Source organism: Gordonia humi, assembly GCF_014197435.1.
Taxonomy (GTDB): Bacteria; Actinomycetota; Actinomycetes; order Mycobacteriales; family Mycobacteriaceae; genus Gordonia; species Gordonia humi.
In genome coordinates this window covers 37203-63080 of sequence record NZ_JACIFP010000001.1, presented here as the reverse complement: position 1 = coordinate 63080, position 25878 = coordinate 37203, and the positions used below count along the sequence as shown (strand labels likewise).

23 protein-coding genes and 1 pseudogene are annotated in these 25878 nt (G+C 67.4%); 12 read left to right on the top strand and 12 right to left on the bottom strand.

What is annotated here, in order from left to right:
- Nucleotides 1–50 precede the first annotated feature (50 nt).
- Complete coding sequence (gene ligD / locus BKA16_RS00285) at nucleotides 51–1964, bottom strand: non-homologous end-joining DNA ligase (RefSeq protein WP_183368688.1); 1914 nt, start codon at nucleotides 1962–1964, stop codon at nucleotides 51–53.
- 156 nt (nucleotides 1965–2120) lie between these two features.
- On the opposite strand from ligD, the pseudogene ku reads away from it, so the two are divergent.
- The 3 genes and pseudogenes from ku to BKA16_RS00270 all read left to right on the top strand — a co-directional run.
- Nucleotides 2121–2894, top strand: a pseudogene (ku, locus tag BKA16_RS00280) (non-homologous end joining protein Ku); the annotation flags it as partial.
- Nucleotides 2895–2940: 46 nt separating this feature from the next.
- Entirely contained in the window at nucleotides 2941–3417 is a 477-nt protein-coding gene (locus BKA16_RS00275) for a DUF4334 domain-containing protein (protein ID WP_183368686.1), read from the top strand.
- 35 nt (nucleotides 3418–3452) lie between these two features.
- Nucleotides 3453–4733, top strand: a complete 1281-nt coding sequence (locus tag BKA16_RS00270; RefSeq protein ID WP_183368685.1) for an alpha-hydroxy-acid oxidizing protein — start codon at nucleotides 3453–3455, stop codon at nucleotides 4731–4733.
- A 72-nt stretch (nucleotides 4734–4805) separates the two neighbouring features.
- Here the strand turns inward: BKA16_RS00270 and BKA16_RS00265 are convergent, their stop codons facing one another.
- A complete protein-coding gene (locus BKA16_RS00265) occupies nucleotides 4806–5126 on the bottom strand; it encodes an AzlD domain-containing protein (RefSeq protein WP_183368684.1) in 321 nt (106 codons plus the stop codon).
- Nucleotides 5123–5836 carry an AzlC family ABC transporter permease gene (locus tag BKA16_RS00260; protein WP_183368683.1) on the bottom strand — a complete coding sequence of 238 codons (714 nt, stop codon included), beginning with the start codon at nucleotides 5834–5836 and terminating at the stop codon, nucleotides 5123–5125. Before BKA16_RS00260 ends, BKA16_RS00265 begins: the two co-directional genes overlap by 4 nt.
- A gap of 18 nt (nucleotides 5837–5854) precedes the next feature.
- Between BKA16_RS00260 and BKA16_RS00255 the strand changes: the two genes are divergently transcribed.
- Both BKA16_RS00255 and BKA16_RS00250 read left to right on the top strand, forming a co-directional pair.
- Complete coding sequence (locus BKA16_RS00255; protein ID WP_183368682.1) at nucleotides 5855–6454, top strand: XRE family transcriptional regulator; 600 nt, start codon at nucleotides 5855–5857, stop codon at nucleotides 6452–6454.
- A gap of 62 nt (nucleotides 6455–6516) precedes the next feature.
- Nucleotides 6517–7935: an LLM class flavin-dependent oxidoreductase gene (locus tag BKA16_RS00250; RefSeq protein WP_183368681.1), complete on the top strand. Its 1419-nt coding sequence runs from the start codon at nucleotides 6517–6519 to the stop codon at nucleotides 7933–7935.
- Nucleotides 7936–7951: 16 nt separating this feature from the next.
- Here BKA16_RS00250 and BKA16_RS00245 read toward each other — a convergent pair whose 3' ends face one another.
- Entirely contained in the window at nucleotides 7952–8821 is an 870-nt protein-coding gene (locus BKA16_RS00245; RefSeq protein WP_183368680.1) for an oxygenase MpaB family protein, read from the bottom strand.
- A gap of 96 nt (nucleotides 8822–8917) precedes the next feature.
- Here BKA16_RS00245 and BKA16_RS00240 point away from each other — a divergent pair, with 96 nt between their 5' ends.
- The 5 genes from BKA16_RS00240 to BKA16_RS00220 all read left to right on the top strand — a co-directional run bounded on the left by BKA16_RS00240 (nucleotide 8918) and on the right by BKA16_RS00220 (nucleotide 13257).
- Nucleotides 8918–9571: a TetR/AcrR family transcriptional regulator gene (locus tag BKA16_RS00240; protein WP_183368679.1), complete on the top strand. Its 654-nt coding sequence runs from the start codon at nucleotides 8918–8920 to the stop codon at nucleotides 9569–9571.
- Nucleotides 9568–10185 (top strand): TetR-type transcription factor C-terminal domain-containing protein, encoded by a 618-nt coding sequence (locus BKA16_RS00235; protein WP_183368678.1) that lies wholly within the window; start codon nucleotides 9568–9570, stop codon nucleotides 10183–10185. The genes BKA16_RS00240 and BKA16_RS00235 overlap by 4 nt, the downstream gene beginning before the upstream one ends.
- Before the next feature lie 81 nt (nucleotides 10186–10266).
- Nucleotides 10267–11472: an acyl-CoA dehydrogenase family protein gene (locus BKA16_RS00230; RefSeq protein WP_183368677.1), complete on the top strand. Its 1206-nt coding sequence runs from the start codon at nucleotides 10267–10269 to the stop codon at nucleotides 11470–11472.
- A 31-nt stretch (nucleotides 11473–11503) separates the two neighbouring features.
- On the top strand, nucleotides 11504–12520 hold the full coding sequence (locus BKA16_RS00225; protein ID WP_183368676.1) for a phosphotransferase: 1017 nt from the start codon (nucleotides 11504–11506) through the stop codon (nucleotides 12518–12520).
- A complete protein-coding gene (locus BKA16_RS00220; protein ID WP_183368675.1) occupies nucleotides 12517–13257 on the top strand; it encodes an SDR family NAD(P)-dependent oxidoreductase in 741 nt (246 codons plus the stop codon). The genes BKA16_RS00225 and BKA16_RS00220 overlap by 4 nt, the downstream gene beginning before the upstream one ends.
- Before the next feature lie 47 nt (nucleotides 13258–13304).
- On the opposite strand, the gene BKA16_RS00215 is transcribed toward BKA16_RS00220, so the two are convergent.
- From BKA16_RS00215 to BKA16_RS00205, 3 genes are all read right to left on the bottom strand, one after another.
- Complete coding sequence (locus BKA16_RS00215; RefSeq protein WP_183368674.1) at nucleotides 13305–13973, bottom strand: TetR family transcriptional regulator; 669 nt, start codon at nucleotides 13971–13973, stop codon at nucleotides 13305–13307.
- Nucleotides 13970–16036: a CocE/NonD family hydrolase gene (locus BKA16_RS00210; protein WP_183368673.1), complete on the bottom strand. Its 2067-nt coding sequence runs from the start codon at nucleotides 16034–16036 to the stop codon at nucleotides 13970–13972. Before BKA16_RS00210 ends, BKA16_RS00215 begins: the two co-directional genes overlap by 4 nt.
- A gap of 121 nt (nucleotides 16037–16157) precedes the next feature.
- Nucleotides 16158–16829, bottom strand: coding sequence for a histidine phosphatase family protein (locus BKA16_RS00205; protein WP_183368672.1), 672 nt, complete (start codon nucleotides 16827–16829; stop codon nucleotides 16158–16160).
- 319 nt (nucleotides 16830–17148) lie between these two features.
- Between BKA16_RS00205 and BKA16_RS00200 the strand changes: the two genes are divergently transcribed.
- Nucleotides 17149–18402 carry an ROK family transcriptional regulator gene (locus tag BKA16_RS00200; RefSeq protein WP_183368671.1) on the top strand — a complete coding sequence of 418 codons (1254 nt, stop codon included), beginning with the start codon at nucleotides 17149–17151 and terminating at the stop codon, nucleotides 18400–18402.
- A 4-nt stretch (nucleotides 18403–18406) separates the two neighbouring features.
- Here BKA16_RS00200 and BKA16_RS00195 read toward each other — a convergent pair whose 3' ends face one another.
- Nucleotides 18407–18967 (bottom strand): TetR family transcriptional regulator, encoded by a 561-nt coding sequence (locus BKA16_RS00195; protein WP_183368670.1) that lies wholly within the window; start codon nucleotides 18965–18967, stop codon nucleotides 18407–18409.
- 220 nt (nucleotides 18968–19187) lie between these two features.
- Here BKA16_RS00195 and BKA16_RS00190 point away from each other — a divergent pair, with 220 nt between their 5' ends.
- Nucleotides 19188–20645: an MFS transporter gene (locus BKA16_RS00190; RefSeq protein ID WP_183368669.1), complete on the top strand. Its 1458-nt coding sequence runs from the start codon at nucleotides 19188–19190 to the stop codon at nucleotides 20643–20645.
- Nucleotides 20646–20705: 60 nt separating this feature from the next.
- Here the strand turns inward: BKA16_RS00190 and BKA16_RS00185 are convergent, their stop codons facing one another.
- From BKA16_RS00185 to BKA16_RS00170, 4 genes are all read right to left on the bottom strand, one after another.
- Nucleotides 20706–21437, bottom strand: coding sequence for a YoaK family protein (locus BKA16_RS00185; RefSeq protein ID WP_246371560.1), 732 nt, complete (start codon nucleotides 21435–21437; stop codon nucleotides 20706–20708).
- 182 nt (nucleotides 21438–21619) lie between these two features.
- On the bottom strand, nucleotides 21620–23563 hold the full coding sequence (locus BKA16_RS00180) for a TerD family protein (protein ID WP_183368667.1): 1944 nt from the start codon (nucleotides 23561–23563) through the stop codon (nucleotides 21620–21622).
- A gap of 96 nt (nucleotides 23564–23659) precedes the next feature.
- Nucleotides 23660–24571, bottom strand: a complete 912-nt coding sequence (locus tag BKA16_RS00175; protein ID WP_183368666.1) for an adenylate/guanylate cyclase domain-containing protein — start codon at nucleotides 24569–24571, stop codon at nucleotides 23660–23662.
- A 58-nt stretch (nucleotides 24572–24629) separates the two neighbouring features.
- Nucleotides 24630–25820 (bottom strand): TetR/AcrR family transcriptional regulator, encoded by a 1191-nt coding sequence (locus BKA16_RS00170; protein WP_183368665.1) that lies wholly within the window; start codon nucleotides 25818–25820, stop codon nucleotides 24630–24632.
- Between the last annotated feature and the right edge of the window lie 58 nt (nucleotides 25821–25878).

Genomic DNA, 25878 nt, shown 5'->3' with positions numbered 1-25878 from the left:
GGCAGCGGTGACTCGACCGAGCCGGACCACCTGTGCGAGGCGCCGCGGTACTACAGATCTCCCGGCAGCTTGTCGCGCCGGACACCGCGCCAACTCGGATGACGGAGGTGTCCCGTCGACGTCCAGTCCATGAACCGGACATCGGCGACGAGCTTCGGCAGCACCCAGGTGGCACTCGATGCCACCGGTCTGTCGAGGGTTCCGATGAACGGGCTGCGACCGATGATCAGTGGTTCGAGCTCGGCGAGGAGGGCGTCGAGGTCGGAGTCGGTGAATCCGGTGCCGACGCGGCCGACGTACCGCAGCCCACCCTCGGCGGGCAGCCCGACGAGCAGCGACCCGATGGTGCCCGACCGTCCGCCGCGGCCGGGGCGGTAGCCGCCGACCACCACCTCGATGTCGTTCCAGTTCTTGTGCTTTCGCCAGTCGGCGCTGCGTCGCCCGGGCTGATATGTCGATGCGCGACGTTTGGCGACGACGCCCTCCCAGCCGTTGGCGCGGGCGTGCTCGGCGGCGTCGGCGCCGGGACCGGGAAGCAGGCCGGGAACCTCGGCGATCGACGCCGAGGAGATGATCGGTTCGAGTTCGTCCAGGATCTGACGTCGACGGTCCCAGGGCGTCGACGTCAGATCGGTGCCGTTCAGTTCCAGGACGTCGAACACCAGGTACCGCAGCGTGTACTCGTCGCCCCGACGGTGTCGCGACGCGAGGAGACCGAAGTCGGTGCGGCCGGTCGCGTCGTAGGCGACCATCTCACCGTCGAGGACGACGTCGAATCCGCGCAGGACGGCACCGAGTTCGCGCAGCTCCGGGAAGTCGGCGGTCATGTCGACTCCCGACCGCGACCACAGCCGAACATCGCCGTCGCGGTGGCGCGCGAGGATGCGGAAGCCGTCCCACTTGCCCTCGAACGCCCACGCATCGTCGGTCAGTCCGTCGATCGCCTCGTCGGCGGCCAGCATCGGTGCGGTTCCCGACACGGTGCCGGTGACGCGGGCGGGCCCGGCCTCGCCGCGCAGTCGCGACGACCGCGCCTTGCGGTACTCGCCGAGGTCCACGGTCTTGTCGACGACGGACTCGATCACCGGATCCAGGTCGGCCAGCGGGTCGCCGTCGGCGCGGAGCCGGTCCAGGACGTCGTGGTAGTCCAACTGGGCGAGCGTCGGGTCGGCGAGCTCGTCCCACGTGCGCGGCGCGGCGACGAGCGGCCGATCCGAACCGCGGAGCGAATAGGGGGCCAGCGTCGTCTTGGCGGCCGTGTTCTGACTCCAGTCGAGGAACACCTTCGACGTCCGCGCCGCCTTCGACATCGACGCCGTCACCTCCGTGGGATGCGCTGCGGCCAGCGAATCGGCGATCTGCTTGGCGACGGCCCGCGCCGACTCCGACTTCACCGGTGCGGGGAACCGCGCGTAGACGTGGACGCCCTTGCCGCCGCTGGTCACCGGGTACGAGTCGAGCCCCGCGTCGGCGAGGACGTCGCGGATCGCGAGCGCCACGTCGGCGCAGTGCCTCAGCGGCACGTTCGGGCCGGGGTCGAGATCGATGACGAGGCGATCGGTACGACGCGACTCGTCACCCGCCGAGCCGACTCCCGACAGATCGATCCGCCACTGCGGGACGTGCAGTTCCAGCGCCGCCATCTGCGCCAGCCACACCAGGTCGGCCGCCGATCGCGCCACCGGATACACGGTCTTGCCCTCGTTGTGCGCGATAGTGAAGCGCGCCAACCAGTCCGGGGTTCCGGGTGGCAGCGCCTTCTCGAAGAACGGGCCCGATCCGGTGCCGTGCGGCCATCGCTTGCGCGTGATGGGACGGGATGCGATGTGCGGCAGCATCACGTCCGCGACCTCGATCACGTACTGCAGGACGTCGAACTTGCGCGTGCCGGTCTCGGGATACATCACCTTGTCGAGGTTGGTCACGGTGATGAACCGCCCGTCGACCTCCAGCTTCTGCGGCATGGAGCCATTGTGCCGCGTCGGCATTGAGCTGCTGTGCCGCGTCGGCATTGAGTTGCTGTGCCGCGTCGGCATTGAGTTGCTGTGCCGCGTCGGCATCGAGTTGCTGTGCCGCGTCGTCGCGGCTCGATTCGTACGACGCCGTGGCACAATCGCTGCATGCGTTCCATCTGGAAGGGCGACCTCAGCTTCGGTCTGGTGAATGTGCCGGTCAAGGTGTACTCGGCGACCGAGAGTCATGACCGCAGCTCGCACCAGGTCGACGCCAAGGACGGCACCCGGATCCGGTACCGCCGTGTGCGCGAAGGCACCGACACCGAGGTGGAGTACGCGAATATCGCCAACGCCTATGAGACGGACGACGGCGAACCGGTGATACTGACGAAGGCCGATCTCGCCGAGTTGCCGGTGACCCGGAGCCCCGAGATCTCGATCCTCGAGTTCGTGCCGATCGATCAGGTGGATCCGATCTACTTCGACAAGCCCTACTATCTGGAGCCTTCGTCGAAATCTCCGAAAGCCTATGTCCTGCTTGCGAAGGCGCTCGAGCGAACAGAGCGGCTGGCGATCGCGAACTTCACCCTCCGCAATCGGACCCGGCTCGCCGCGCTGCGCGTGATCGACGGGGTGATGACCCTGCAGACGCTGCTGTGGCCCGACGAGGTCCGCGAGCCCGATTTCGACTTCCTCTCCTCCGATGTGCAGATCCGCGACCAGGAGCTCGACATGGCCGCCTCTCTCATCGAGACGATGGCCTCCGACTTCGACCCGTCGCAGTTCGAGGACACCTATCAGCGGGAACTGGCCAAGCTGATCGAGGCGAAGGCAGGCGGCGGTCAGGCGTTCGAGGAGCCGGAGCCGCCGAAGGATGAGGGCGACGACGAGGTGGCCGACCTGCTCGCGGCGCTGCAGGCGTCGGTGAAGGGTCGCGCAGCAAGCTGATAACGAACGTACTCAGATTGCCGTACCATCGGTGAGCATGAGTCAACTTACGGAGCAGTGGGCCGTCGCCGAGTTCGAGCGACTGGCGGCATCGCAGGAGATCAGCGCGCCCGCGGATCTGGACGCGATCTGGGCGGCGCTGCCGCCGGTGTCCGTCGACGACGTCATCGGCGACTGGGCGGGCGGCGAACTGCCGTCCGGGCACAAGCTCGACGGGCAGCTGGCGGCGGTCGGCTGGCACGGCAAATGGCTGCGCGGCCGCTACGACGTCGCTCCGATGGTGTGTCGGAACGCCGACGGCGAACTGTACTCGGATCTCGAGATCGGCAAGGGTGCGGCGAGCCTGTGGATGGTCGAGTTCCGCGGTGAGACGACCGCGTCCATGGTCTACGACGGCCAGCCGGTCATCGACCATTTCAAGAGGGTCGACGAGAACACCCTGATGGGGATCATGAACGGCAGTACGTCTCTGGTCCGAGACGACCACTTCTACTTCTTCCTGCGCCGGGACTGACCGCACACGCGCCGGCGTAGGCCAGAATGAACGCCATGGCGCAGAACTATGGGCGGGCACGACAGAATGAGATCTACTCCGCGGGAATCCACGGACGGACCCCGTCCGTCCCCACCGACTTCGCGACTCTCGAGCGGCGCGCCCGCGCGAGGATGAGCCGGCGCGGCTGGGCGTACGTCGCCGGGGGCGCGGGTGAGGGACGGACGATGGCGGCCAACCGCGAGGCGCTCGACCGGTGGGCCATCGTTCCGCGCATGTTGCGCGACACCAGCGACCGCGATCTGGCGACGGATCTCTTCGGTCAGACGCTGCCGGCCCCGATCCTGTTCTCACCGGTCGGGGCGGGCGCGCTCGCCCACGATCGCGCCGACGTCCACATCGGGCACGCCGCGGCCGAACTCGGTCTGCCGTACATCTTCTCCAACCAGGGCTGCGCGCCGATGGAGGACGTCGCCGCCGAGATGGAGTCGGTGCGGCCCGGTGCCCCGCGCTGGTTTCAGCTGTACTGGTCCACCGACGACCGTCTCGTGCGCAGTCTCGTCTCTCGCGCGGAGGCGATGGGCGCGGCGGCGATCGTCGTCACCCTCGACACCACGATGCTGGGCTGGCGCCCGCAGGATCTGAACCTCGGGTCGCTGCCGTTCGCGCGCGCGGAGGGCATCGACCAGTACACCTCCGATCCGACGTTCTGGGAGATCGTCGCCGAGCGGCTCAAAGGCGCGACGAAAGAGAAGCCGGAGATCAGCATCGGTGCGATCAAGACCCTGCTGTCGATCGCGCGGAACGTACCGGGGGAGTTGCGCCGCAACCTCACCGCGCCCGAGCCGCGCGCGGCCGTCGAGACTTTCCTCGACATCTATTCGCGGCCGTCGTTGAACTGGGACGATCTCGCCGTGCTGCGCGAGTTGACCGACCTGCCGATCGTGCTGAAAGGCGTCCTGCATCCCGACGACGCGCTCGAGGCCGTCGAGCGCGGCGTCGACGGCATCATCGTCTCCAATCACGGCGGTCGACAGGTCGACGGATCGATCTCGTCCACCGATGCGCTCGTCGACGTCGTCGACGCCGTGTCCGGGCGACTCAAGATCCTCGTCGACTCCGGTTTCTACACCGGCTCCGACGTGTTCAAGGCCTTGGCGCTCGGGGCCGATGCGGTCTGCATCGGACGCCCGCACATGTACGGTCTCGCTTTGAACGGTGCCGACGGTGCGCGCGACGCGGTCGCGAACATCGTCGCCGAACTCGATCTGACGCTCGGTCTGTCGGGACAGTCGGATGTCCGTACGCTGACCAGGTCGGCGCTCAAGCGGCTGTAGGGCGAGGCCGCATGCGCGCCGGGTCCTCGGCCCGCGCTCAGGAGCCGTCCGCGCAGGAGATACGGGGTCGAGCTACGGCACCCCCGCCAGCCGCAACAGCGCCGTCGATGCCGCCGCGGCGACGATCACGACCACCAGCGGCGCTTTGAACCATGCCGCGACGACGCCTATCGCGACCCCGACGGGGCGTGCGGGGCCGGCGAGGTCGGTCCCCTCGAAGAGGGTTCCGGTGAGGCCGACAGCGATCAGCAGCACCATGGTCGACCGCTCCAGGAGAGCTTCGACGAGCGGTGAGACCGTGGTCCTGGTCCGCAGCGTGACGCCCGCGAGGCGGATGGCGTAGGTGCCTCCGGCGAGCAGGGCGACCGCGCCCGCGAACTGCCAGCCGGTCATGACTCGACCGTGCTGTCGGTGCGCGCGGGACGTCGGCCGGTCATCAGCAGCCCGAGGGGGATACCGATCAGCGACAGCAGTACTGGAAGTCCCGCGGCGACGAATCCTGCTGTCGCCAAGGCGATCGCGCCGCCGAACAGAGCGGCCCACCGGGTCTCGCGATTGCGGAGCGCGGGCAGGGCGAGAGCCACGAGCAGCGCGGGGAACGCGGCGTCGAGCCCGAGTGTCTCTGGCGAACCGATCACCTGTCCGACGAGTGCGCCGGTCAACGCGCCGAGCGGCCAGCACACCACGACGGCGATGCCGCAGACGACGAATGCGGCGCGCGCCTTCGTCGGATCGCGGTGCGGTGCGGAGTAGACAGCGGTCTCGTCGTTCACCATGTGAGCGGCCGCGACGAGCGTTCGATCGTGTCGTAGAAAACGGCCCGCCGACAGTCCGTATGAGAAGTTGCGCACGTTGACCAGCAGTCCGGCGAGCGCGCCGACGACCGGCAGCCCGCCCGCGGCGACCACCGAGACCAGTACGAACTCCGACGATCCGGCGAGTACGACGCATGCCATCAGCAGAATCTGCCACCAGGCCAGACCGATGCCGTGCGCGGCCGCACCGTACGAGGTGCCGACCACCCACATCGACACGCCGATCGCGACGATCTCGCGCGGGGTCTGTGTTGCGATCTCGCGGATCGTTCCCTGTACCGAACGCATGGTCACTATGATGGACCTATGGATGATGTTCGTCAAGATGAACGATCGACCATTTCGTCGAACGTCGGTGAGGTGAGTCCGCAGAAGTTGGTCGCCGCGTCGCTCAAACGTGAACGCACGCGCGCGGGGATCTCGCTCGCCGAACTCGCGCGCCGAGCGGGCGTCGGCAAATCGACTCTGTCCCAACTGGAGTCGGGGGAGGGGAACCCCAGCATCGAGACGCTGTGGTCGATCAGCGTCGCGCTGGGTATCCAGTTCTCGGCGCTCGTCGACGCCCCCCGTCCGCTGGTCGAAGTGATCCGGCTCGGTGACGGCCCGACGATCGGGGCGAGCGAAGCGGACTCGTACACGGCGACGCTGCTGTCGGCCGCCCGACCGGGCACGCGGCGCGACGCCTATCTGATCCGCGCCGACCGGGGCCGCCCGCGTGTGTCCGAGCCGCATGCGCGAGGAGTCGTCGAACACGTCGTCCTCTGTGCGGGAAGGGCGTCGGTCGGTCCGACCGAGTCGCCGGTCGACCTCTCGCCGGGCGACTACGTGAACTACCCCGGCGACGTCGAGCACATCTTCGACGCGCTCGACGACGGAACGATCGCGGTGCTGCTCAGCGAGTCGTGAGGTTCGGCCCATCGTGCGCACAACGGTGGGCCGAAGCGGTCGACGGGTCGACCATGTCAGGCATGACACGCCAGATCCGACTCAACGCCTTCGACATGAACTGCGTCGCCCATCAGTCGCCGGGGCTGTGGCGCCACCCGGACGATCGATCGTGGGAGTACAACACCATCGACTACTGGGTGGATCTCGCGAGGCTGCTCGAGCGGGGCCGGTTCGAAGGGCTGTTCATCGCGGACGTCCTCGGCACGTACGACGTCTACGGCGGCAGTGATGAGGCCGCGATCCGGCAGGGCGCTCAGATTCCGGTGAACGATCCGCTGCTCCTGGTCTCGGCGATGGCCCACGCCACCGAGAACCTCGGCTTCGGGGTCACGACCGGTACCGGATTCGAGCATCCGTACCCGTTCGCCCGCAGGCTGTCCACACTCGATCACCTCACACGGGGGCGGATCGGCTGGAACGTCGTGACCGGCTACCTCCCCGCTGCCGCCCGAAACATGGGCGACGCCGACCTGCTCGACCACGATGCGCGTTACGACCGTGCCGACGAGTATCTGACGGTCCTCTACAAGCTGTGGGAGGGCTCGTGGGAGGACGACGCGGTTCGACGTGACCGTGCCGACGGAGTGTTCGCCGATCCGTCGAGGGTTCATCACATCGGCCATCGCGGCGAGCATTTCACGGTGCCGGGAATTCACCTCGCCGAGCCCTCGATCCAACGGTCGCCGGTGATTTACCAGGCGGGCGCGTCGACGCGAGGGGGTCGGTTCGCGGCGGAGAACGCCGAGGCGATCTTCGTCGCCGCGCCGACCAAGACGATTCTGCGCGACGTCGTCTCGCGGACGCGTGACGCGCTCGTCGCGGCGGGTCGTGGGCCGTACGACGCCAAGATCTACACCCTGGCGACGATCATCACCGACAGCACCGCGGATGCCGCCCGGGAGAAGGCGGCGGACTACCGGCGGTACGCATCGGATGAGGGATCGTTGGTCTTCATGTCCGGGTGGATGGGGATCGACCTCTCCCGGTACAGCCTGGACGACCCCATCGCCGCCGTCGAGTCGAACGCGATCCAGTCCGCGGTCGCGGCGTTCGCGCAGGCGAACGAGGACGGTCGTCCGTGGCGGGTGCGCGACGTCGCCGCGTGGGGCGGCATCGGCGGCATGGGGCCGGTGTTCATCGGATCGGGCGACGAGATCGCCGAGACTCTGACCGACTGGGTCGACGAGACCGACGCCGACGGCTTCAACCTCGCGTACGCCGTGACACCGGGAACATTCGAGGACATCGTCGACCACGTCGTCCCCGCGCTCACGGCGCGCGGTGTGTATTCGGGTGAGTACACACCGGGATCGTTGCGGCACAAACTGTTCGGTCGTGGCGACAGACTGCCGGACAATCACCGTGGTGCGTCGTTCCGGGTCGGCGGCACCGGGTCGACGATCGATGACACCGTGCGCGAGGTCGGCGTCGTCGTCTGACGAGACCCGCGTGTGTTCAGATCAGCGGGCGGTTCGTCCGCATCCGCCACCTCAGGTCGGCGAGCAGGAGGTTGAACGGGAACTTGCGCCACGACGGCGGCATCGCGTGAACGGCGGCCCGCATGATCTTGTTGTGCGTGTCGAAGACCAGCTTGTCGGTCCGGGTCTGCGTGAAGCCGATCTTCTCGCGGAACTCGGGTGGCAGGAATCCGATGGTCATGATCTCGGAGAAGCGACCCATGAGCGCGCGAACGACGGGATGGGCGAACCGAAGTCGGACCAACGACTTCAGGTAGCTGCCGATGACGTCGTCGATCTCCATCTCGGCGAGCGTCGACTGCCAGTACTCTTCGAACTCGGCGCGGGTCGCCGGCCACATCTCGGGCGGCATCTGCAGGGTGGTGCCCATGACGGCGCCTTGGCGGTACGCCTCCTCGGTGAGGGCGGTCTCGTCGCCGAAGATGCGGACGCAGTCCTCCCATCCGCGGTACAGGCAGGCCGCGACCCAGAGCTGAAGCCGGGGATCGAAGGCGTTGTACTTGACCGGACTCGATTCGACCGACCGGACCTGCGCGTGCGAGCGGTTGACCGCCTGACGGTACTTGCGGCGGAGTTCCGGACCGCCTTCGGCGGCCACCGCCAGGTAGGTCAGAGTGGTCCTGGTGCGCTTGACCGGGTGCTTGTACAGGTTCCCGGTGTCGACCTTGCTCTCGTACACGCCGTAGCCGACCGACGGATGGGACAGCTGCATGATCACGTTCGCCGGGCCCGACAGCAGGGCCGGGCCGAGCAGGCCCATGTCGGTGATCTGCTGCTCGTCGAGCTCGACGCGTGTGCGTGCGGGCACGGTCTCGGTGACGAACTCGTCGACGGCTTCGGTGGTCATGTCGCTCCCAAGAACTGATAACGGGCGTTTCCTGTTGTTGATTCAACGCCCGAGATCCGGTGGTGTCAAGCTCGGTACCGCCGGGGAGGTGTCAGTATGGACGGTGTGAGTGAGTCGAGTCAGGTCGCGGGGGAACTGCGGTCATACGGAGGAGAGGCCGGCGATGCGCGGGTGGCGCGACGGCGTGCGGCCCTACTGGACGCGACGCTCGACCTGTTGAGTGAGCCGGAGGCGGGTCCGGTGACGGTCCGCGGCATCTGCACGCACGCCGGTCTGACGCCGCGCTACTTCTATGAGAGTTTCGAGAACGTCGATGTGTTGGTCGGCGCGACCTATGACGGTGTGATCACCGAGATCGCCGAGCGTGCGGGTGCGGCCTTCGACGCGGGCGCCGACCCGCGGGACAAGGTCCTCTCGGCCGTCGAAGCCATTGTCGACATCGTCGACACCGACCGGCGCAAGGGGCGGCTGATCTTCTCCGATTCGCTCGGCAGCCCGGTGCTGGCCGAACGGCGCGCCGAGAGCCTGCAGCTGTTCGCAACGCTGACCTCGCGATCGGCGCAGCAGGTGTCCACGGTGCGCGGCGACGACGAGCTGATGGCCGCGTCGCACTTCCAGGTCGGCGGTCTGGGGCGCGTGCTCGCATCGTGGACGGAGGGGCGGCTCGACCTCGACCGCGAACGACTCGTCGCCGTCTGCGGGCGCATGCTGCTTCCGGAGTCCCGATCGCATGCGGTGGGTGACCGGTGATCGATCAAGTGCAGTCGTCCTGGCGCGACTACGGAGCCGTCGACCTGCCCGTGCCGTTGCGCGCCGCGCTGGAGGCGTTCGTCGAGCACGGATACCACGGCACCTCGGTCCGCGACATCGCCGCGCGCGCCGGACTCTCGGTGCCTGGTCTGTACCACCACTACCCGTCCAAGCAGTCGCTGCTGCAGGGGCTGCTCGAGCTGACGATGGGCGACCTCCTTCGTCGGTCCGAGCAGGCGATCATCGAGGCGGGCGACGATCCGCTCGCGCAGTTCGACGCCGTCGTCGAATCCCTGCTGCGCTTCCACATGTACCGCCGCGAACAGGCGTTCGTCGGATCGACCGAGATGCGGAGCCTCGACCCGGACTACCGGCCGCGGTACATCGGCCACCGTGTCCGTCAGCAGCGCATGGTGGACGAGGTGGTGTTGGCCGGCGTCGCCTCGGGCGTCTTCGAGACGGTCGACCCGAAGGGGGCGGCGCGCGCCGTCGCCACCATGTGCGTGGGCGTGTCGACGTGGTACCGGGCGGACGGCGAACTCGGTCCCACCGAGCTCATCGAACGCAATCTCGACTATGCGCGGGCTATCGTGGGGTACCGCCGACGCGACTGAGCCTTGACTCCTCGCGCGCGGGCATGGGAGTCTGGTCACTGCACCGAGCGATCGCTCGGTCGGGATCTGGGAGAGTCACTCATGTCGATCGATCTGTCGTACCGGCCCGAAGTCGTCGAGCTGGTCGCCAAGACCGAGGCGTTCATCGCCGAACACGTCCTGCCCGTGGAGAACGAGTTCCACGGCGACATCACCGCGGCGGGCGGCGACGACATCCGTCGCGAGCTCAACGCGAAGGCCAGGGAGGCGGGCGTCTTCGCGCCGCACGCACCCGTCGAATTCGGCGGGCTCGGCCTCGACATGAGCGACCGCGCCCCGGTGTTCGAAGCCGCGGGCGGCTCGACCTTCGGCCCCGTCGCCCTGCACATCGGTGCGCCGGACGAGGGCAACGTCCACATGCTCGCCCACATCGCCGACGATCGCCAGCGCCAGCTGTACCTGGCGCCGCTCGCCTCGGGCGAAGTGCGCAGCGGTTTCGCCATGACCGAGCCGTCGCCGGGCGCGGGAGCCGACCCGAACGCCCTCAACACCCTCGCCGTCCGCGTCGACGGCGGCTGGAAGATCAACGGCCGCAAGCGTTTCATCACCGGGGCCGACGGTGCGGGCTTCTTCATCATCATGGCGCGCACCTCCGGCGCCGCGGGCGACCGCGGCGGCGCGACCATGTTCCTCGCGCCGGCCGACCGGGAGGGGATCAGCGTCGACCGCCACGTGCACACCACCGACAAGTCGATGATCGGCGGCCACTGCGAGATGACGTTCACCGACGTCTTCGTGCCCGACGAGGACGTCCTCGGCGCCGTCGACGAGGGCTACCGCTATGCGCAGGTGCGTCTCGGCCCGGCCCGCATGACCCACGTGATGCGCTGGATGGGGTCGGCGGTCCGCGCTCACCGGGTGGCCCTCGACTACGTCGACCAGCGCGAAGGCTTCGGCGGGCGTCTCGGCGACCTCGGCATGATTCAGCAGATGGTGGCCGACAACGAGATCGACCTCGCCGCCGCGCGCTCGCTCCTCGTCCGCGCCTGCTGGGAACTCGACCAGGGCTCGCACGCCTCGGACGCGACGTCGATCGCCAAGACCTTCGGCGCCGAGGCGTTCACCCGCGTCGTCGACCGCAGCATCCAGATGTGCGGCGGTCTCGGCGTGTCCGAAGACTTCCCGCTGACGCGTCTGGCCAACGAGCTGCGCCCGTTCCGGATCTACGACGGCCCGTCCGAAGTACACCGCTGGGCCATCTCCAAGCGCGCCGTCGGCCGCGCCCGCAAGACCCGGACCGGCAACTGACCCCTCCACGCGAGAAGAAGGAGAACCCCGCGTGAGCGAACATCCCGGCCTCACCGCCGACAACCTGCGCAACCTGTTGGACGCCGCCGACGTCGACGTCGTCGGAGACCTGCGGATCGAACTGATCAGTGGCGGACGGTCGAACCTGACCTTCGACGTCCGCGACGACGTGCACCACTGGGTGGCGCGCCGCCCGCCGATGGCGGGACTCACCCCCTCTGCCCACGACATGGAGCGCGAATGGGCGGTCACCTCCGCGCTGAGCGGTACTCCCGTTCCGGTCGCGGCCACCGTCGCCATCGACCGGAACGGCGAGCACATCGGCGCCCCGTGCACCGTCGTCGAGTTCGTCGACGGACTCGTCATCCGCTCGACGGACGACCTCGCAGCGCTCTCGGACGAGCAGGTCGTCGCCAGCGCCGACGGCCTCGTCCAAGCCCTCGCCGACCTGCATGCCGTCGACTACGAGGCCGTCGGTCTCGGCGGTTTCGGGCGCCCCGTGGGATTCGCCGCCCGCCAGGTGAAGCTGTGGTCGCGCCAGTGGGAGATCGTCAAAGACCGCGAGCTCCCCGACCTCGACAAGCTCGTCGCAATCCTGTCCGAGCGGGTTCCCGCTGCAGCGGGCAACTCGATCATCCACGGTGACCTGCGGGTCGACAACGCGATCCTCGACCCCGCCGACCCCGGCCGCGTCGCCGCGGTCGTCGACTGGGAACTGTCCGCCCTCGGCGACCCGCTCACCGACATCGCGGCCATGTGCGTGTACCGCGAACCGTCGTTCTCGACGGTCCTCGGCTTCGACGGCGCGTGGGCGAGCGACCGTTACCCGAGCGCCGACGCCCTCGCCGAGAAGTACGCGACGGTGTCGGGTACGGACCTCGGCGACTGGGACTTCTACATGGGCCTGGCGAACCTCAAGATCGGTGTGATCGCCGCGGGCATCAGCCACCGCGCCCGCCAGGGCGGCAGCTCCGGCAGTGCGGGCGCCGAACTGGCCATCGAGGCCACCGCCACATTCATCGCCAAAGGACTGGAGGCAGTATCGTGACCGAACGCAGAGCAGCGGTCGTGACCGGAGCGTCACGGGGAATCGGGGCCGCCGTCGCCGACCGATTCGCGCGGGAGGGGTGGGATCTGACCATCAGCGCCCGCGGCGCCGATGTGCTCGAGGACCGGGCCGAGGCCCTCCGGGCACACGGCGGCCGGGTGCTCGCCGTCGCCGCGGACATGGCCGACGAGGACGCCGTCGCCGCCCTCGCGGCACGACATCTCGACGAGTACGACCGCACCGATGCGCTCATCCTCAACGCGGGCATGGGCTCGATGGGATCGTTCGAGGAGTTCCCCGCTCGCCGCCTCGACAAGCTGTACCAGGTGAACCTGCGCGCACCGTTCCAACTCACCCAGCTGCTGCTGGCGAGCCTGAAGAAGAACGTGACAGCCGACGTCGGTGCCAAGGTCGTCGCGATCTCATCGATCACCGGCGTCTACCCCGAGCCGAACCTCTTCGCCTACGGATCGACCAAGGCCGCACTCATCTCGATGTGCGAGACGTTCAACCTCGAACAGTCCGTCCACGGCGTGTCGGCGACGTCCATCTGCCCCGGGTACGTCGACACCGACATGTCCGAATGGACCAAGGGCGACGGAGCCATCCCGGCGGAGGAGATGATCAGCGGATCCGACATCGCCGAACTGGCGTACACCGTGACGCAGTTGTCGCGCTGGGCGGTGCTCCCGCAGGCGATCCTCACTCGGCCCGGGGAGAACATGCACCGGGCGTGACGCCGGGTCGTGCGTCCTGCTGAGCACCGCGGCGTTCAGGAGGCGATTCACTCGGGTTCGGTTCCGCCGGACCGTTCGCTCGTCGCTGTGCGGTGGTCGCCGAGAAGCATCAGGGTGCTGTGGGTCAGGAGAGGGGCGAGAGACGGCAGATCGGTCGGGCCGCGCATGAGGATGCACCGGCGGATCTGGTCGTCGACGCCGCCGACGACGAAGTCGAAGACGCCCGGATCGACCGGAGACATCTCGCCCCGTTCCAGACCGTGTCGGTGCGTCTCACAGATCCGGGCGGCGAACGACTGCGAGATGCTCTCGCGGCGCGAGGCCAACTCTGCGGTCGACGGCAGTTCGACGTGCAGAGCTCGAGCCGTCGACGGCCGGTCCGCGAGAATCTCCAGATACGCGCGGTAGAACACACCGATCACATCGCGAGGAGTCTGCGAGTCCGACGCGTCGAATGCGGCGACGAGCAGGGTCGCGAGCGACTCGTAGGCGAAATCGAGTGCCGCACCCACGCAGTCGACCTTGTCGGCGAAGAGCTCGTAGAAGCTGCGGCGGGACACGCCCGCACCGGCCACGATCGCGGCGATGGACGTTCCGGCGAATCCGTTCTCGGCGACGCAGTCGAGCGCTGCCCGGAAGATGCGCCGACGCTGAGATGCGAGGACGTCTTCCCGCTCGAGTCCGTGTGGGCCCCGCGGAAGGCGATCGACGGTCACGGCAGCGGTTGGCTCGTCGGCAGGTTGAGATAGCTCGGCGCACGCGGATCGATGACGATCCGCTGCGGACGCAGTTGCGACTGGACGAGGAGCGCTGGAATCATGATCGCCTTCGGGAAGTTGCTCGCGTACAGGGCGACGCGCAACCGGTGGCCGGGCTGCAGCACGAAGTCCGTCGGATTGAATCCGATGTCCATCGTGACCGCGTGTCCTGGCACGGTCGGCTGCCGCGTCTGCAGTGACACGAACGGTACCGGCCGCGTGTAGTCGCCGTTCGCGGAGCGAGTGCTCCGCGCATCGTCGATCGTGCGCAGCGAGGCCGTCAACTGCCCCGACGTCACGACCGTCGACCGGCCGTCCGGGGCGACGTCGTTCAATGTCGCGGACCAGTAACCGTCGGTCGCGGCGAACATCGTGTTCAGGTGAAGACTCACCGGTCCGGAGACCGCCGTCGCGTGTGACACCCGTGCCCCGGTGAACGTCGCCGCGGCGACCTCGGCGATGCGCGAGTCCTTCGCACACCCGTCGATCACCCCGGGGACGCCCGCCGTGCCCTGGGCCGAATCCCGGGAGCACACCGTCGACAGACCCGGCGACACGACCGCTGTCGCCCGTGTTCGCGGTGGCGTCGGACCGACGGAGCCGTCGAACGCGACGACACCGGTGGTGCGGCTCGCGTCGCCGGTCAGATACTGCCGCGTGTAGGTCATGCCCGGTCGCGGGTATCCGGCCGTGCTGGTCCACGCTCCGCCCTGCTGGAACAGGGTCGCCGGGCTGTACCGGTCGATGCCGTTGTCGATGCCCTTGAGCCACTTGTCGAACCAGGCGCGTTGCAGCACGTCCAGGCGAGGCGGAGCGCCCCGCGTGCCGTTGCCCGAGCCGACCGTCGAGTGATACCAGTCGCCCATCATCAGCTTCTTCTGTGTACTCGGCAAGGGGATCGCGTCGATGATGTCGGGTTCGGAATTGGTGAACAGGTCGTGCCAGCCGCCGACGACGAACGTCGGGGCGTCGATGCGTTCGGGGTGGCCGGTGACCCCCTGCCGGAACGCCTGCGTGGGATCGATCAGATCGCTCACATCCGGCGGAATGTGGTCGACGTCCAGTGTGAACAGTGCGCGGAGCATCGTGTCGAACAGGGTGATCGGGCTCGACACGCGATCGGCGAGCCACTGCCAGTCGAAATCTCCCGTGGCGATCGACGCCAGGTCGGGCAGCCATTTGAGGGTGTTGATGCCCGCCAGCCAGAACGGAATGAAGCCGGCGTTGAAGCCGCCGCCCGGGGCGAGGGTGTCGGCGACGATGTCGCTGCCGGGGACGACGGCGAACACCGACGAGATGGCGGAGTCCGGCTGTTCGGCGCCCTGCAACGCGTTGATGCCGCCGTAGGAGAGTCCCGCGACGCCGACCTTGTCGGTGGCCCACGTCTGTCGGGCCGCCCATCTGCTGATCTCGGCGACGTCCTGCTGTTCGCGTGGCCCCGCCGCGTTCCATACGCCCTGGGAGAATCCGGTGCCGCGCACGTCGACGACGATTTCGGCGTAGCCGGACTTCACGAGTTGTGGATCGACCGACACGGTCCGCGCCGAGCCGCTCGACAGGAACGCCTTGATCTGATCGCCGACCCCGGAGAACGGGGTGCCGGTCAGATCGAACAGGTCGAATCGGTTCATCACACTGACGATCGGGTCATAGAGTCCGGGGATCGCGGTGGCGGCTTCGAGCAGTGCGTAGAGGAGTTTCGTGTAGGGAGTCATGTTGATCACGGCCGGCACCGGCGTCGTCACCACGTGTCCCGCGCGATCGGCCGGGCGATACACGTTCGCCTTCAAGACGACGCCGTCGCTCATTCGGATCGGCACGTCCCAGTCGACGTGCACACCGGGATGCCTCTGCGGACCGTCCTCGGTGTGTGTCCACCGGGCGCCGAGGACCGTGTCGGCGGGCGACGGCGCCGCCGACACCGGTGCGGCCAGGCCTGCGACGAGTGCGAGTGCGGTCAGAATCGCTGCCGCGCAGAGCGACCGGCGTGCGTGCCCGCGCCGTGTTCGATTCGTTGCCATATCGCACCGCCCCGTTCCCGAAGGACTCGATCTCGATAGTGGGGAACTGATGCGTACCTCACTAGGGTGACTGTAAGGCGGGTCACACCGAAATGCAATGGAATGCGGGAAACCCGGGCGGTTACCGGTACGTCATCATCCCTTCGCCCCTGCGGGCCAGGTGTGCGTGCTCGTTCACCGACACGACGGACAGTCCGCGCTTGCCGGAGATCACCTTAGTGACCGACGCGTTGACGAAGGCGCGGGAGAGGGTGGGCCAGCCCTGCGGCGGGACCTGCCACAACTGCGCGAGCAACTGGGTGATGGTCCCCGCAGAGGAGACGACCAGGACGTTGGCGCCGCTGCCCGCGAGGTCGGCGGCGCGCTGGGCGGCTGCCGTCGTGCGGGCCGCGTACTCCGCGTACGACTCGTCGCCGGTCGTCGTGCCGTCGATCCAGTCGGACAGGGCGGTGTCGACCAGTCTCTGATAGGCGGCGCGGTCCGCATAGGTCGCCGCGTCGACGGAACCGGCGACGATGTCGCTCACCGAGTATTCGTCCCAGTCGGCGTCGACGACGTGCTCGGGGCGGGGATCGAACGCCGCCATCACGCCCTGCAGGGTCGCCCGCTGGCGCGGGAGGGCGCCGGAGATCGTCGCGTCGAACGCGGGGACCATTCCCGCCAGCAGCACACCGGAACGACGAGCCTGCTCGAAGCCCAGATCGGTCAGTCCGGGAGCGTCGCCGGTCGCGGTGCCGACCCCGTACGCGTGCGCGGGAGCCTGTCCGTGGCGCACCAGATAGATCGCGCCCATGTCAGCGCACCCCCGTCATGTGGAAGAAGTCGCCCGATGTGGTGTCGATGGTCACTGCTTCACCGTAGTCGGCGGGCAATAGTTGCTTATCATCGCACCGTCTTGCTATTTTCGGCACTATGACCCGTCAGCCGTATGCGATCCCGGAGGTCACCTACATGACCACCGCCCTGGGTTGCCGTCTGCCGCTGCCTCGGGTCCTGTGTTGTCGTCGAATGCGCTGAACCAGCCCATTCCTGCCCGATACGACGGGCACCCTCCACGCTGCCGACGTTCTCTCACGACGTCGAGCGCGTCCAGCACAAGGATCCATACGAAGATGACCGCCACCCTCGACCGAACCGTCCGCGCGAAGACCGTCGCCGTCGACGTCCCCATCCGGCCGGCCCGCAAGTCGACTCCCGCACCGCATATCGCCACCGCGGGCCTGCAGCTCTCGACCAAGGCCGCCGCTCTCGTGCTGCGCACCGCTCGCGTGTCCGGGCCGGTGTTCCGCGACGACACCGCCGCGGCCACAGGCCTGTCGATCTCGACCGTCAACCGCCAGGTGAGTGCGCTCCTCAAGGCCGGAGTGATCCGTGAGCGCGCCGACCTGACCCCGCCCGGGGCCGTAGGACGACCGCGCGTCCCGTTCGAGATCAACACGGCGGGCTTTCTGACCGTCGGCATCCACATCGGCTACAAGTCGACGTCGATCACCACCCACGACCTGATGCACCGCGTCGTCGGAGCCATCGCGATCCCGACCCCGAAGGAGGGCACGCCCGACGAGGTCGTCGCGTCCATCGGTGCCAGCGCGCGGCGCTTCGCCGACCGGTGGGTGGGCAAGCGGCTGCTGTGGGCGGGCGTCGCCATCGGCGGTCGGGTGGTCGAGGGCGGCGCCGTCGACCACCCGCGTCTGGGCTGGAGCGGTGTTCGGGTCGGCGAGATCATCGCCGAGACCGTCGGCCTGCCCGTATCGGTCGCCTCGCACGTCGAAGCGATGGCCGCGGCCGAACTCGTCGTGAACAACCCGACCGATCAGAACCAGAACTTCCTGTACTTCTACGCTCGCGAGACGGCGGGCATCGCGTTCAGCGTCGACGGCACCATTCATACGCCCGCTGCGGGACCGCCGACCATCGGCCACTTCCCGACCGGGGCCACGAAGCTCCTCGACCCGTCGCGAACCGGCCGGCTGGAGGAGACGGTCAGCGACTCCGGCGTCCTCGAAGCGGCGGCGGCGGCCGGACTCGACGTCACCTCGATCGACGAGCTGCGCGCCGCTGCACGTACGGGAAGCTCTGTGGCGCACGACATCCTGGTGGAGCGCGCTGAGGTGCTCGGCCGGACCGTCGCACTGATCTCGGACATCTTCAATCCCGATCACGTGATCCTCGGCGGCCAGGCCTTCACCGACTACCCGGAGGCCCTGCCCGCGGTCAGCAAGGCGCTGCGGGCGACGTCGGTGGTCACCCAGCGCGACGTGCGCGTCGCCCGGTCGGCGATCACCGTCCAGCAGAAGGCCGCGGGCGCGGTCGCGCTCGATGCGATCTACGCCGATCCGCTGGAGGCGCTCTCGCACACCGCGTGAGCGGTCAGGACGGGCGCAGTCCGTCCACCATGATGTCGAGCGGCCTGGTGATGTCGTCGACCGAGGTCGCGACGTACGAGAATCCTGTGACCATCCGGAGGATGTCGATCGGGGCGACATCCGAGCGGATCTCGCCTCGGGAGATCCCGGCGTCGAGCAGGTCCTGCACGGCGGCGGTGAGCAGGCTGCTCGACTCTTCGCGGAACTCGCTGTCGGATGACAACGCCGGCTGCAGCGACGCGGGTACGTCGCGATTGGCGACGAGCATCGCGCCGAACCGTCCCGCCCAGATGTGCAACGCGTCGCGTGCGGAAGCGTTCCCGGCGAGCAGTGTCGGTGCCGCTTCGCACAGTTCCACGACGCGATTGCGGTAGACGGCTTCGACGAGTCGTCCCCTGTTCGGGAAATGGCGGTACAGGGTGCCGATGCCGACGCCTGCCTCTTCGGCGATCGAACTCAGTGTCGCGTCATGCCCGTCACGTTCGAGAACCGAGGTCGCCGCGGCCAACAGTCGCGCACGGTTGGTGCGCGCATCCGATCGTGTGTTCGCCGGTGCGGTCTCCACTCGCCTTCACTCCTTGCTGTCGGGTCGTCCGCGACCTCGACGATGCCAGCCTACCTGCGTGATCTGCTTCACTGGGGCTTGCAATCGGAGGATCCTCCGCTTTAGGGTATCGAACCGGAGCCGCCTCCGCTAATCGACCCGGTCGACGGAGGCGGCTGACGAGACTGCTCGACGCGATCGCGTCCACGATGAGCCCTAGCGTTATTGGAGAGTGCACCTGATGTCAGTGAATTCCGAGGGCACGGCGCCGCCGAAGACAGGCGCCGTCGTCGCAGTGTTGGCCCTGGCGGGAATCGTCGTGTCGTTGATGCAGACGCTGGTCATCCCGATCATTCCGCATCTGCCCGAGTACCTGAACGCCGAGCCGGAGGCGACCGCCTGGGTCATCACGGCCACTCTGCTCGCCGCGGCCGTCGCGACACCGACCATGGGCCGTCTCGGCGACATGTTCGGCAAACGTCGGATGCTGCTGTTGAGCATCGTCCTGATGACGATGGGTTCGGTGGTCGGCGCACTCAGCTCGTCGGTGCTGCCGATGATCGTCGCTCGTGTCCTGCAGGGACTCGCGGCAGGTGTGATCCCGCTCGGAATCAGCGTGATGCGCGATGTGCTGCCGAAGGAGAAGCTTGCGGGCGCGGTCGCCATGATGAGTGCCTCGCTCGGTGTCGGCGGTGCGTTCGGTCTGCCGATCGCCGCGGTGATCGCCGAGTACGCCTCATGGCACTGGTTGTTCTGGGTGTCGGCGATCCTCGGTGCCGTGAGCCTCGTCGTCGTGAGCCTCGTGGTCCCCGAGTCGCCGGTTCGTTCCGGCGGCGCTTTCGACTTCGTCGGCACCGTCACGCTGTCCGCCGGACTGGTCTCGCTGCTGCTCGGCGTCTCGCAGGGAGCGAGCTGGGGCTGGACGTCGGTGCCGACCGTCGTGTGCTTCGTCGTCGCCGCGGCAGCCTTCGCGATCTGGGTGACGTGGGAGCTCCGCGAATCCGCACCGCTGGTGGACCTCCGCGTCGCGGCGCGTCCGCAGGTCCTCTTCACCAACATCGCCTCGATCGCGTTCGGATTCGCCATGTTCGCGACGTCGATGGTGTTCCCGCAGGTGGTTCAGCTCCCCGAGCAGACCGGTTCGGGTCTGGGCGGCTCCATGCTGATGGCCGGTCTGGTCATGGCTCCGATGGGTGTCATGCTGCTGTTCGCGGCACCCGTCTCGTCGCACATCACCAATACGTTCGGTCCCAAGATCACCCTGATGTGCGGCGCCGTCGTGGTCGCGGCGGGCTACTTCATCGGCGCGTTCCTATTGCACTCGGAGTGGCAGCTGGTCGTCATCGGCATCATCATCGGTTTCGGTACCGGTCTCGCGTACGGTGCGATGCCGGCCCTCATCATGGGCGCGGTTCCGCCGTCGCAGACCGGCGCGGCCAACAGCTTCAACACGTTGATGCGGTCTCTCGGCACCTCGTTCGCGTCGGCCATCGCCGGTGTGATCGTCGCACAGATGACCGTCTCGCTCGGCGGTCACGAGTTCGCGAGCGGTGATGCCTTCACCACGATCATGCTGATCGCGGGCGGTGCCGCCGTCGTCGCCTTCCTGGTGACCGCGGTGATTCCGAAGCGCCGCGACCATGACGAACCCGAAGAAGTCACGACCGACGACGCCGCCGAGATCGAGGCCGTCAGCTGAACTCGAGCCCTCCCACCGAAACGCCCCGGATCGCACGCGCGGTCCGGGGCGCTGGCGTCGTCAGCCGAGGATCGCCTTCCGGTCGGAGTGGACGAAGGTGACGACCGCCGTGGCACCGCACAGCAGACCCGCGGCGAGGATCACCTGAGGTCCCGACAGGAACGACGACAACGTGCTGCCGACCGCCGCGCCGAGCAGGAATCCGACGTAGACGAGCGCGTACCCGAGCCAGTCGAAGACGGTGCCGCCGCCCGTGGCGTGACGTTCGACGCCCTGGCCGAACTTCACCAGCGTTCCGGTCACGTACGAGAGCGGAACGGACACCTCGCCGTTCTTGACGAACGAGGTGTTGAGGGCGCCGATCGCGGCCGTGATGATCAGGACGGGCACGAAGCGGACCTCGGAATCGTCGAATCCGTGGAACACGAAGTCGACCGCCGCCGCGATGAGCAGTCCGGCGGTGGTCAGCACCGTCGGTCCGTGTGGGTGATGCTTCCAGAATCGCCGCCGACAGTACGATGCCGCCGACACGCCTACGATGAAGGCCGCGATGAGCGCGATCGCAGCGAGGGCTCCGGCTCCGGCGACCTTCTGGGTGTCGGAGACCTTGAACCAGGAGACGACGGCTCGCTCGGTGTTGCCCGTCATGAACGTCACGAAGTAGCCGGCGCTGTGCAGGAATGCGACGGCGCCGACCATCCCGGCCACGCCCGCCAGAAGCCACGACAACCGTGCATCCGATCCGACCGCGTCGTGCTTCGACACGACCGGCCCGGTTTCGCCTCGTCCCATGATTTCGTTCCCCCGATTAGACGACATGATGCCGATTGTGCAGGCACGATGGGATCTACGCCCACGATAGGTGCGAGGGTTCACACTCGCTGGCCGCAGTGATTTCGGGGGTTTACGACGGGGTCACACGGCCGTGACGGGGCGGTCATCCAGAGCTTTGTTCGGAGTCGAGAACTCGGCACCTAGGCGTTTCGAGTAGGCGTCTTGAGCACACTGGCGATCTCGTCGTAGAAGACGAGAGCGAACTGTGTGAACGCGGTAGCGAAGCCTCCAGACGTTCCGGCCCGCTTCGTTCCGGTCGACGAGTCGACCGAGACGGTGAACTCGCGGATGTTCCGTCCATTTCCGGGGACGAGGACAGACGGATCCTCTCGGGCTTTGCCGAGGAGCACCGCAGTGGTCTCTTTCGTGCCGGAATGGTGAGAGACGATGCGTGTCTTGGAGCCTGCACCCGGAAGCTGGCGGAGCAGCCAGTTGACGTGCGTCAGTGGTCTGCCTTCTCGCGGTGCGGGGACGGTGATCGAGCAGACGGTCCGATCCCGGGTCAGATCGGATTCGATGACGAGCGGGCCGACCAGGCCTGCGGTACGCAGCGTTCCAAACAGCTGCCCAGAGTCCGCGAGTTGGCGTACGCGGCTGACCGCATCCCTGTGTTCGGCTGGCGGAATGGCTTGTACGCGCTGCCCGATCAGCGCAGACAGCGTCAATCCGGTATGCCGGATCAGCCTGTCGAAGTTGTCGCAGACGTCGCGGGCGGCCGCGTCTGTGGGGCCGATGGTTCGAGTCTTCACACCGTCACGTACATGGACCCAGTGTTTGCCCATGTCATCGAAGGTCTGCATTCCGCTCGCCGGGTGTATCGCGAACTCGAGGAATTCGCGGAGCAACCGCCTGCGCTCGCGGTTCTCGATTCCTGTGTGGTCGAGAGTCGTCGCAGCCGTCGCGATGATCTCCTCCCAGGAGATGTGATGGAGTGCGACCGATTTGATCGCCTTCGGATCGGGGGTGACTCCCCAGTCGCCTGCGGTCGGCGGAAGGTCCCCGCTGATGGTGATCACGGCGTCGAACCGGTTCGCTTTCGCAACGGTCAGATAGGCGTTGACCTGATCGTCGTCGAGTCGTCTGGAACCGATCTTGACCTCGACAAGAGCGGTCCACATCGTCGATCCGCGTGTCACTCGAATCAGTCCGTCGGGGCGTGCCTCAATACCGTTCATGGTGAACTCCGGCTCCACGAACGACTCGACTCGCCCACTGGGGGCTCCGATCTGGGCCAAGACGGCGCGGCCGAACTCTCGGACGACCTCCATGGTCGCGAGCATGATCGACGTCGCTCGTTGCTCATGGTTGGTCGAGGCTTTCGAGTGGACCGCGGGGAAGAGACTCGCCCGGTGATACGGGCCGTCGTCTCCCGACAACGAGAGGTAGGCATTGGTGCGGTCCGCCCAGTCGGCGGGCAATCGGACTGCTCGCCGTCGCCGCCTCATCTGAACATTGGAGGGAGTGGTCTTATGCTCGCCGCCGTCCCCCGAGTCAGCGCTCGACTGTTCCTGTCCGGTGGAGTGCTCAGAGTCGTTGTCTACTTCGACACCGAAGTCGGTGACCAGGGCCTCCAGTCCATTCTCATAGCCCTGCCCGATGGCCCGAATCCTCCAATCGTCGCCGCGGCGGTAGACCTCGCCGAACAGTAGGGCGCGCTCGGCGGATAGGCCGTCGATGGGGAACGTCGCGATGGTGTCCGTGTCGACGGACACGATGAGAGACGCGGCCGTCGCCAAGCCGAATGATGTCTCGGGGTCGTCCACGCTCGCTCCGACGACGATTCGTGCGATGTCGGGAGAGATCTCGGCGAGGTCGATTCGGATCGTGTCTCTGCTCGCGTCGTCGATTGAATCCGCTTCGCGATCGAGTAGTCGCACGCATCCGTCGGCGCCGGTGGCCTGATTGTAGAAGATCAGATCGTCGCTGGACCGGACTCGGCCGTCGTCCCCGAGGAGTAGGACACTGGCGTCGGTGATCAAGCCGCAGTCTGAGCGCACTTCGATGGTCACGGTGATCGTGGGCGGTGAATCACCGACGGCGGCGATCGACGTGTTGGTGCCCTTAGTCAGTAATGCGTTTGTCACTCGAAGAAACGTACCGTGAGTGCTTCTGACGGCCCGGACGATTCGGTCTTCGTCATCTGGTTGGACTACAGGTGTCCGACCCGTGGTCTGGCGCGGCTACTTCTTCGGCCTCGACAGCGCGTTCGCTCGCAGACGCCGGTAGCCGCGCACGCTGAGCGGAGCGATGGAGCGTATGCGGAACCGCTCGTCGTCCTCGATGGCCGCCGTGAGGTTCTCGTCGACAAGGATCTTGCCGGGCCGAGCCGAGCCGCAGAGTCGGGCCGCGATGTTCACCGGCTCGCCGAAGACGTCGCCGAGACGAGCGAGGACTTCGCCCTCGGCGAGCCCTGTTCGGAGTTGGGGAATGGGCGGCTGGTCGCTGAGGTCGGCGATGTCGAGCGCTGTCTGGGCGGCCAGCGTCGGATCGGGGTTGGCGAACAGTATGCCGTCGCCGAGCGTCTTGATGACCTGTCCGTCGTGGCGGGTGATGACCGCCGATATCTCGTCCTCGAAAGTGGTGATCAGATCGTTGAGTTCGCGGTGGTCCAGACGTCTGGACAGGCTCGTGTAGCCGACCAGATCGACGAATCCGATCACCGTGCTCCAGTCGGCGTGATCGTCGTGTTCGGTGTGCGACGACCGGCTGCCCTCCAGCGCTATCGCCAGATGCAGTCGCCAAACGAGACGTTGAATTCGACTGAGCGCCTTGGCCATGTCGTCGATCGACCAGGTGACGTCGGGATCCTCCTCGAACTCCAGCAGCTGCGCGGCCTGCCAGTCGGCCAGCCTCGACAGCGACAGACCGATGGTGCGTGCGGTTGCGACCTGCGCGGCCTCGTCGACCTCCGACGCGCCGCGAGCGAACAGTGCGAACGCATCCACGTCGGCGGCGGTGAACAGCTTCGCGTCCGTCTGTTGTCTGCCGAATCCGAAGGCTGTCCAGATCTTCTCGCCGTACTCCTGGCCGACGCCGATCGCTTCGATCAGTTCGTCGCGCGAGTAGCGGGGCTCTTGCGGTGGCGCGGTCATGGGGTAACGGTAGCGAGTCGCGGGTGGTCATGGGGCGTTCGAGTGCACGTCGAACGAGTCACAACCCCAACACTCCCCGCATCAGATACGCCATCTGTGCGGGGAAGTCCGGGCGCTCGGTCCCGCGGCGCACACGAACCGCGTCGTTCACGATCGACAGTGCGGCATGTACCGCGACCGCGGCCTCGGCGTCGCCGATCTCGTGGATCGACGTCATGAGTGTGCTCCATCGGCGCACGTATCGGCGTTGGATGTCGAGCAACTCACGGGAGGACGGGTCGTCGGCGAGTGCCGAGGCGTTGTTGAAGGAGACCGAGAGGTCCGGCATGGAGGTGATCGCCCCGACATACGAATCCACCATCAGCGCAAGGCGTTCGGTGTCGTCCGACCCGGCCGAGTAGGCGGCGATCACACCGACCTCCAGGCGTGCTCCGCTACGTCGGCCGATCTCGATGAGGATCGTGGCCTTCGACGGGAAGTGCTTGTAGACGCTCGGGCCGGTGATACCGACGGCCGCGCCGATCTCGTCGACGGTCACCGGGCCGTAACCGCGTTCGGAGAACAGACGAGCGGCGGCGTCGAGGATCTCGGAGCGTCGGTCGTCGCCCGGCACGTCGACATGGGGCGGCACCCGGAGGGGAATCGCATCCGACGGGGTGAGAGCCACCAGCCGCACGGCGGCAGCGGTCAACTCGAGAACCGATTGAGCGGACGACAGACGCGCGCGGTGCACGGACAGGCTGCCGACCACGCTGAGCAGCGTCCAGACCAGTTGACGCTGCTCCCAGTCGAGAAGGTCGCGGTCGGCGAAGAGCAGTTCCGCCCACTGCCGCAGTACGGCGCGCGTTCCCTGCACGACCTCGCGGTTCTGCTCCGACGTCAGGTACGTACCCGTCCACCGCCACAGCGTCGATGCGTTCTGCCGCCGTGCCATCGAGCCGCACATCGCGGCGATGAACGCCTCGGAGTCGCCGTCGGCAGCCGCCAGCGCCGTGTCGGTGCAGGTCTGCAGATCGTCGACTCCCGCGAGGACCGCCGCGTAGAGCAACGCCTGCTTGTCGGCGAAATGACGATACAGCGACGGCGCGGTGACTCCGGCCGCACGAGCGATGTCGGCCATGGAGACTTGGGGGTATCCATGCCGAAGGAACAGCTGAGCGCTCACGTCGATCAACTGTCGCTTCCGATTGGCCGGACGCGGAGTCCGGCTCTGCTTCGAGGCCGTCATTGTGAACCGACCATAGCGCATCGAGGTGACTTATAGGGACCGGATGACCACCCGGTATAGCCAAATAAGTTATGAAGCG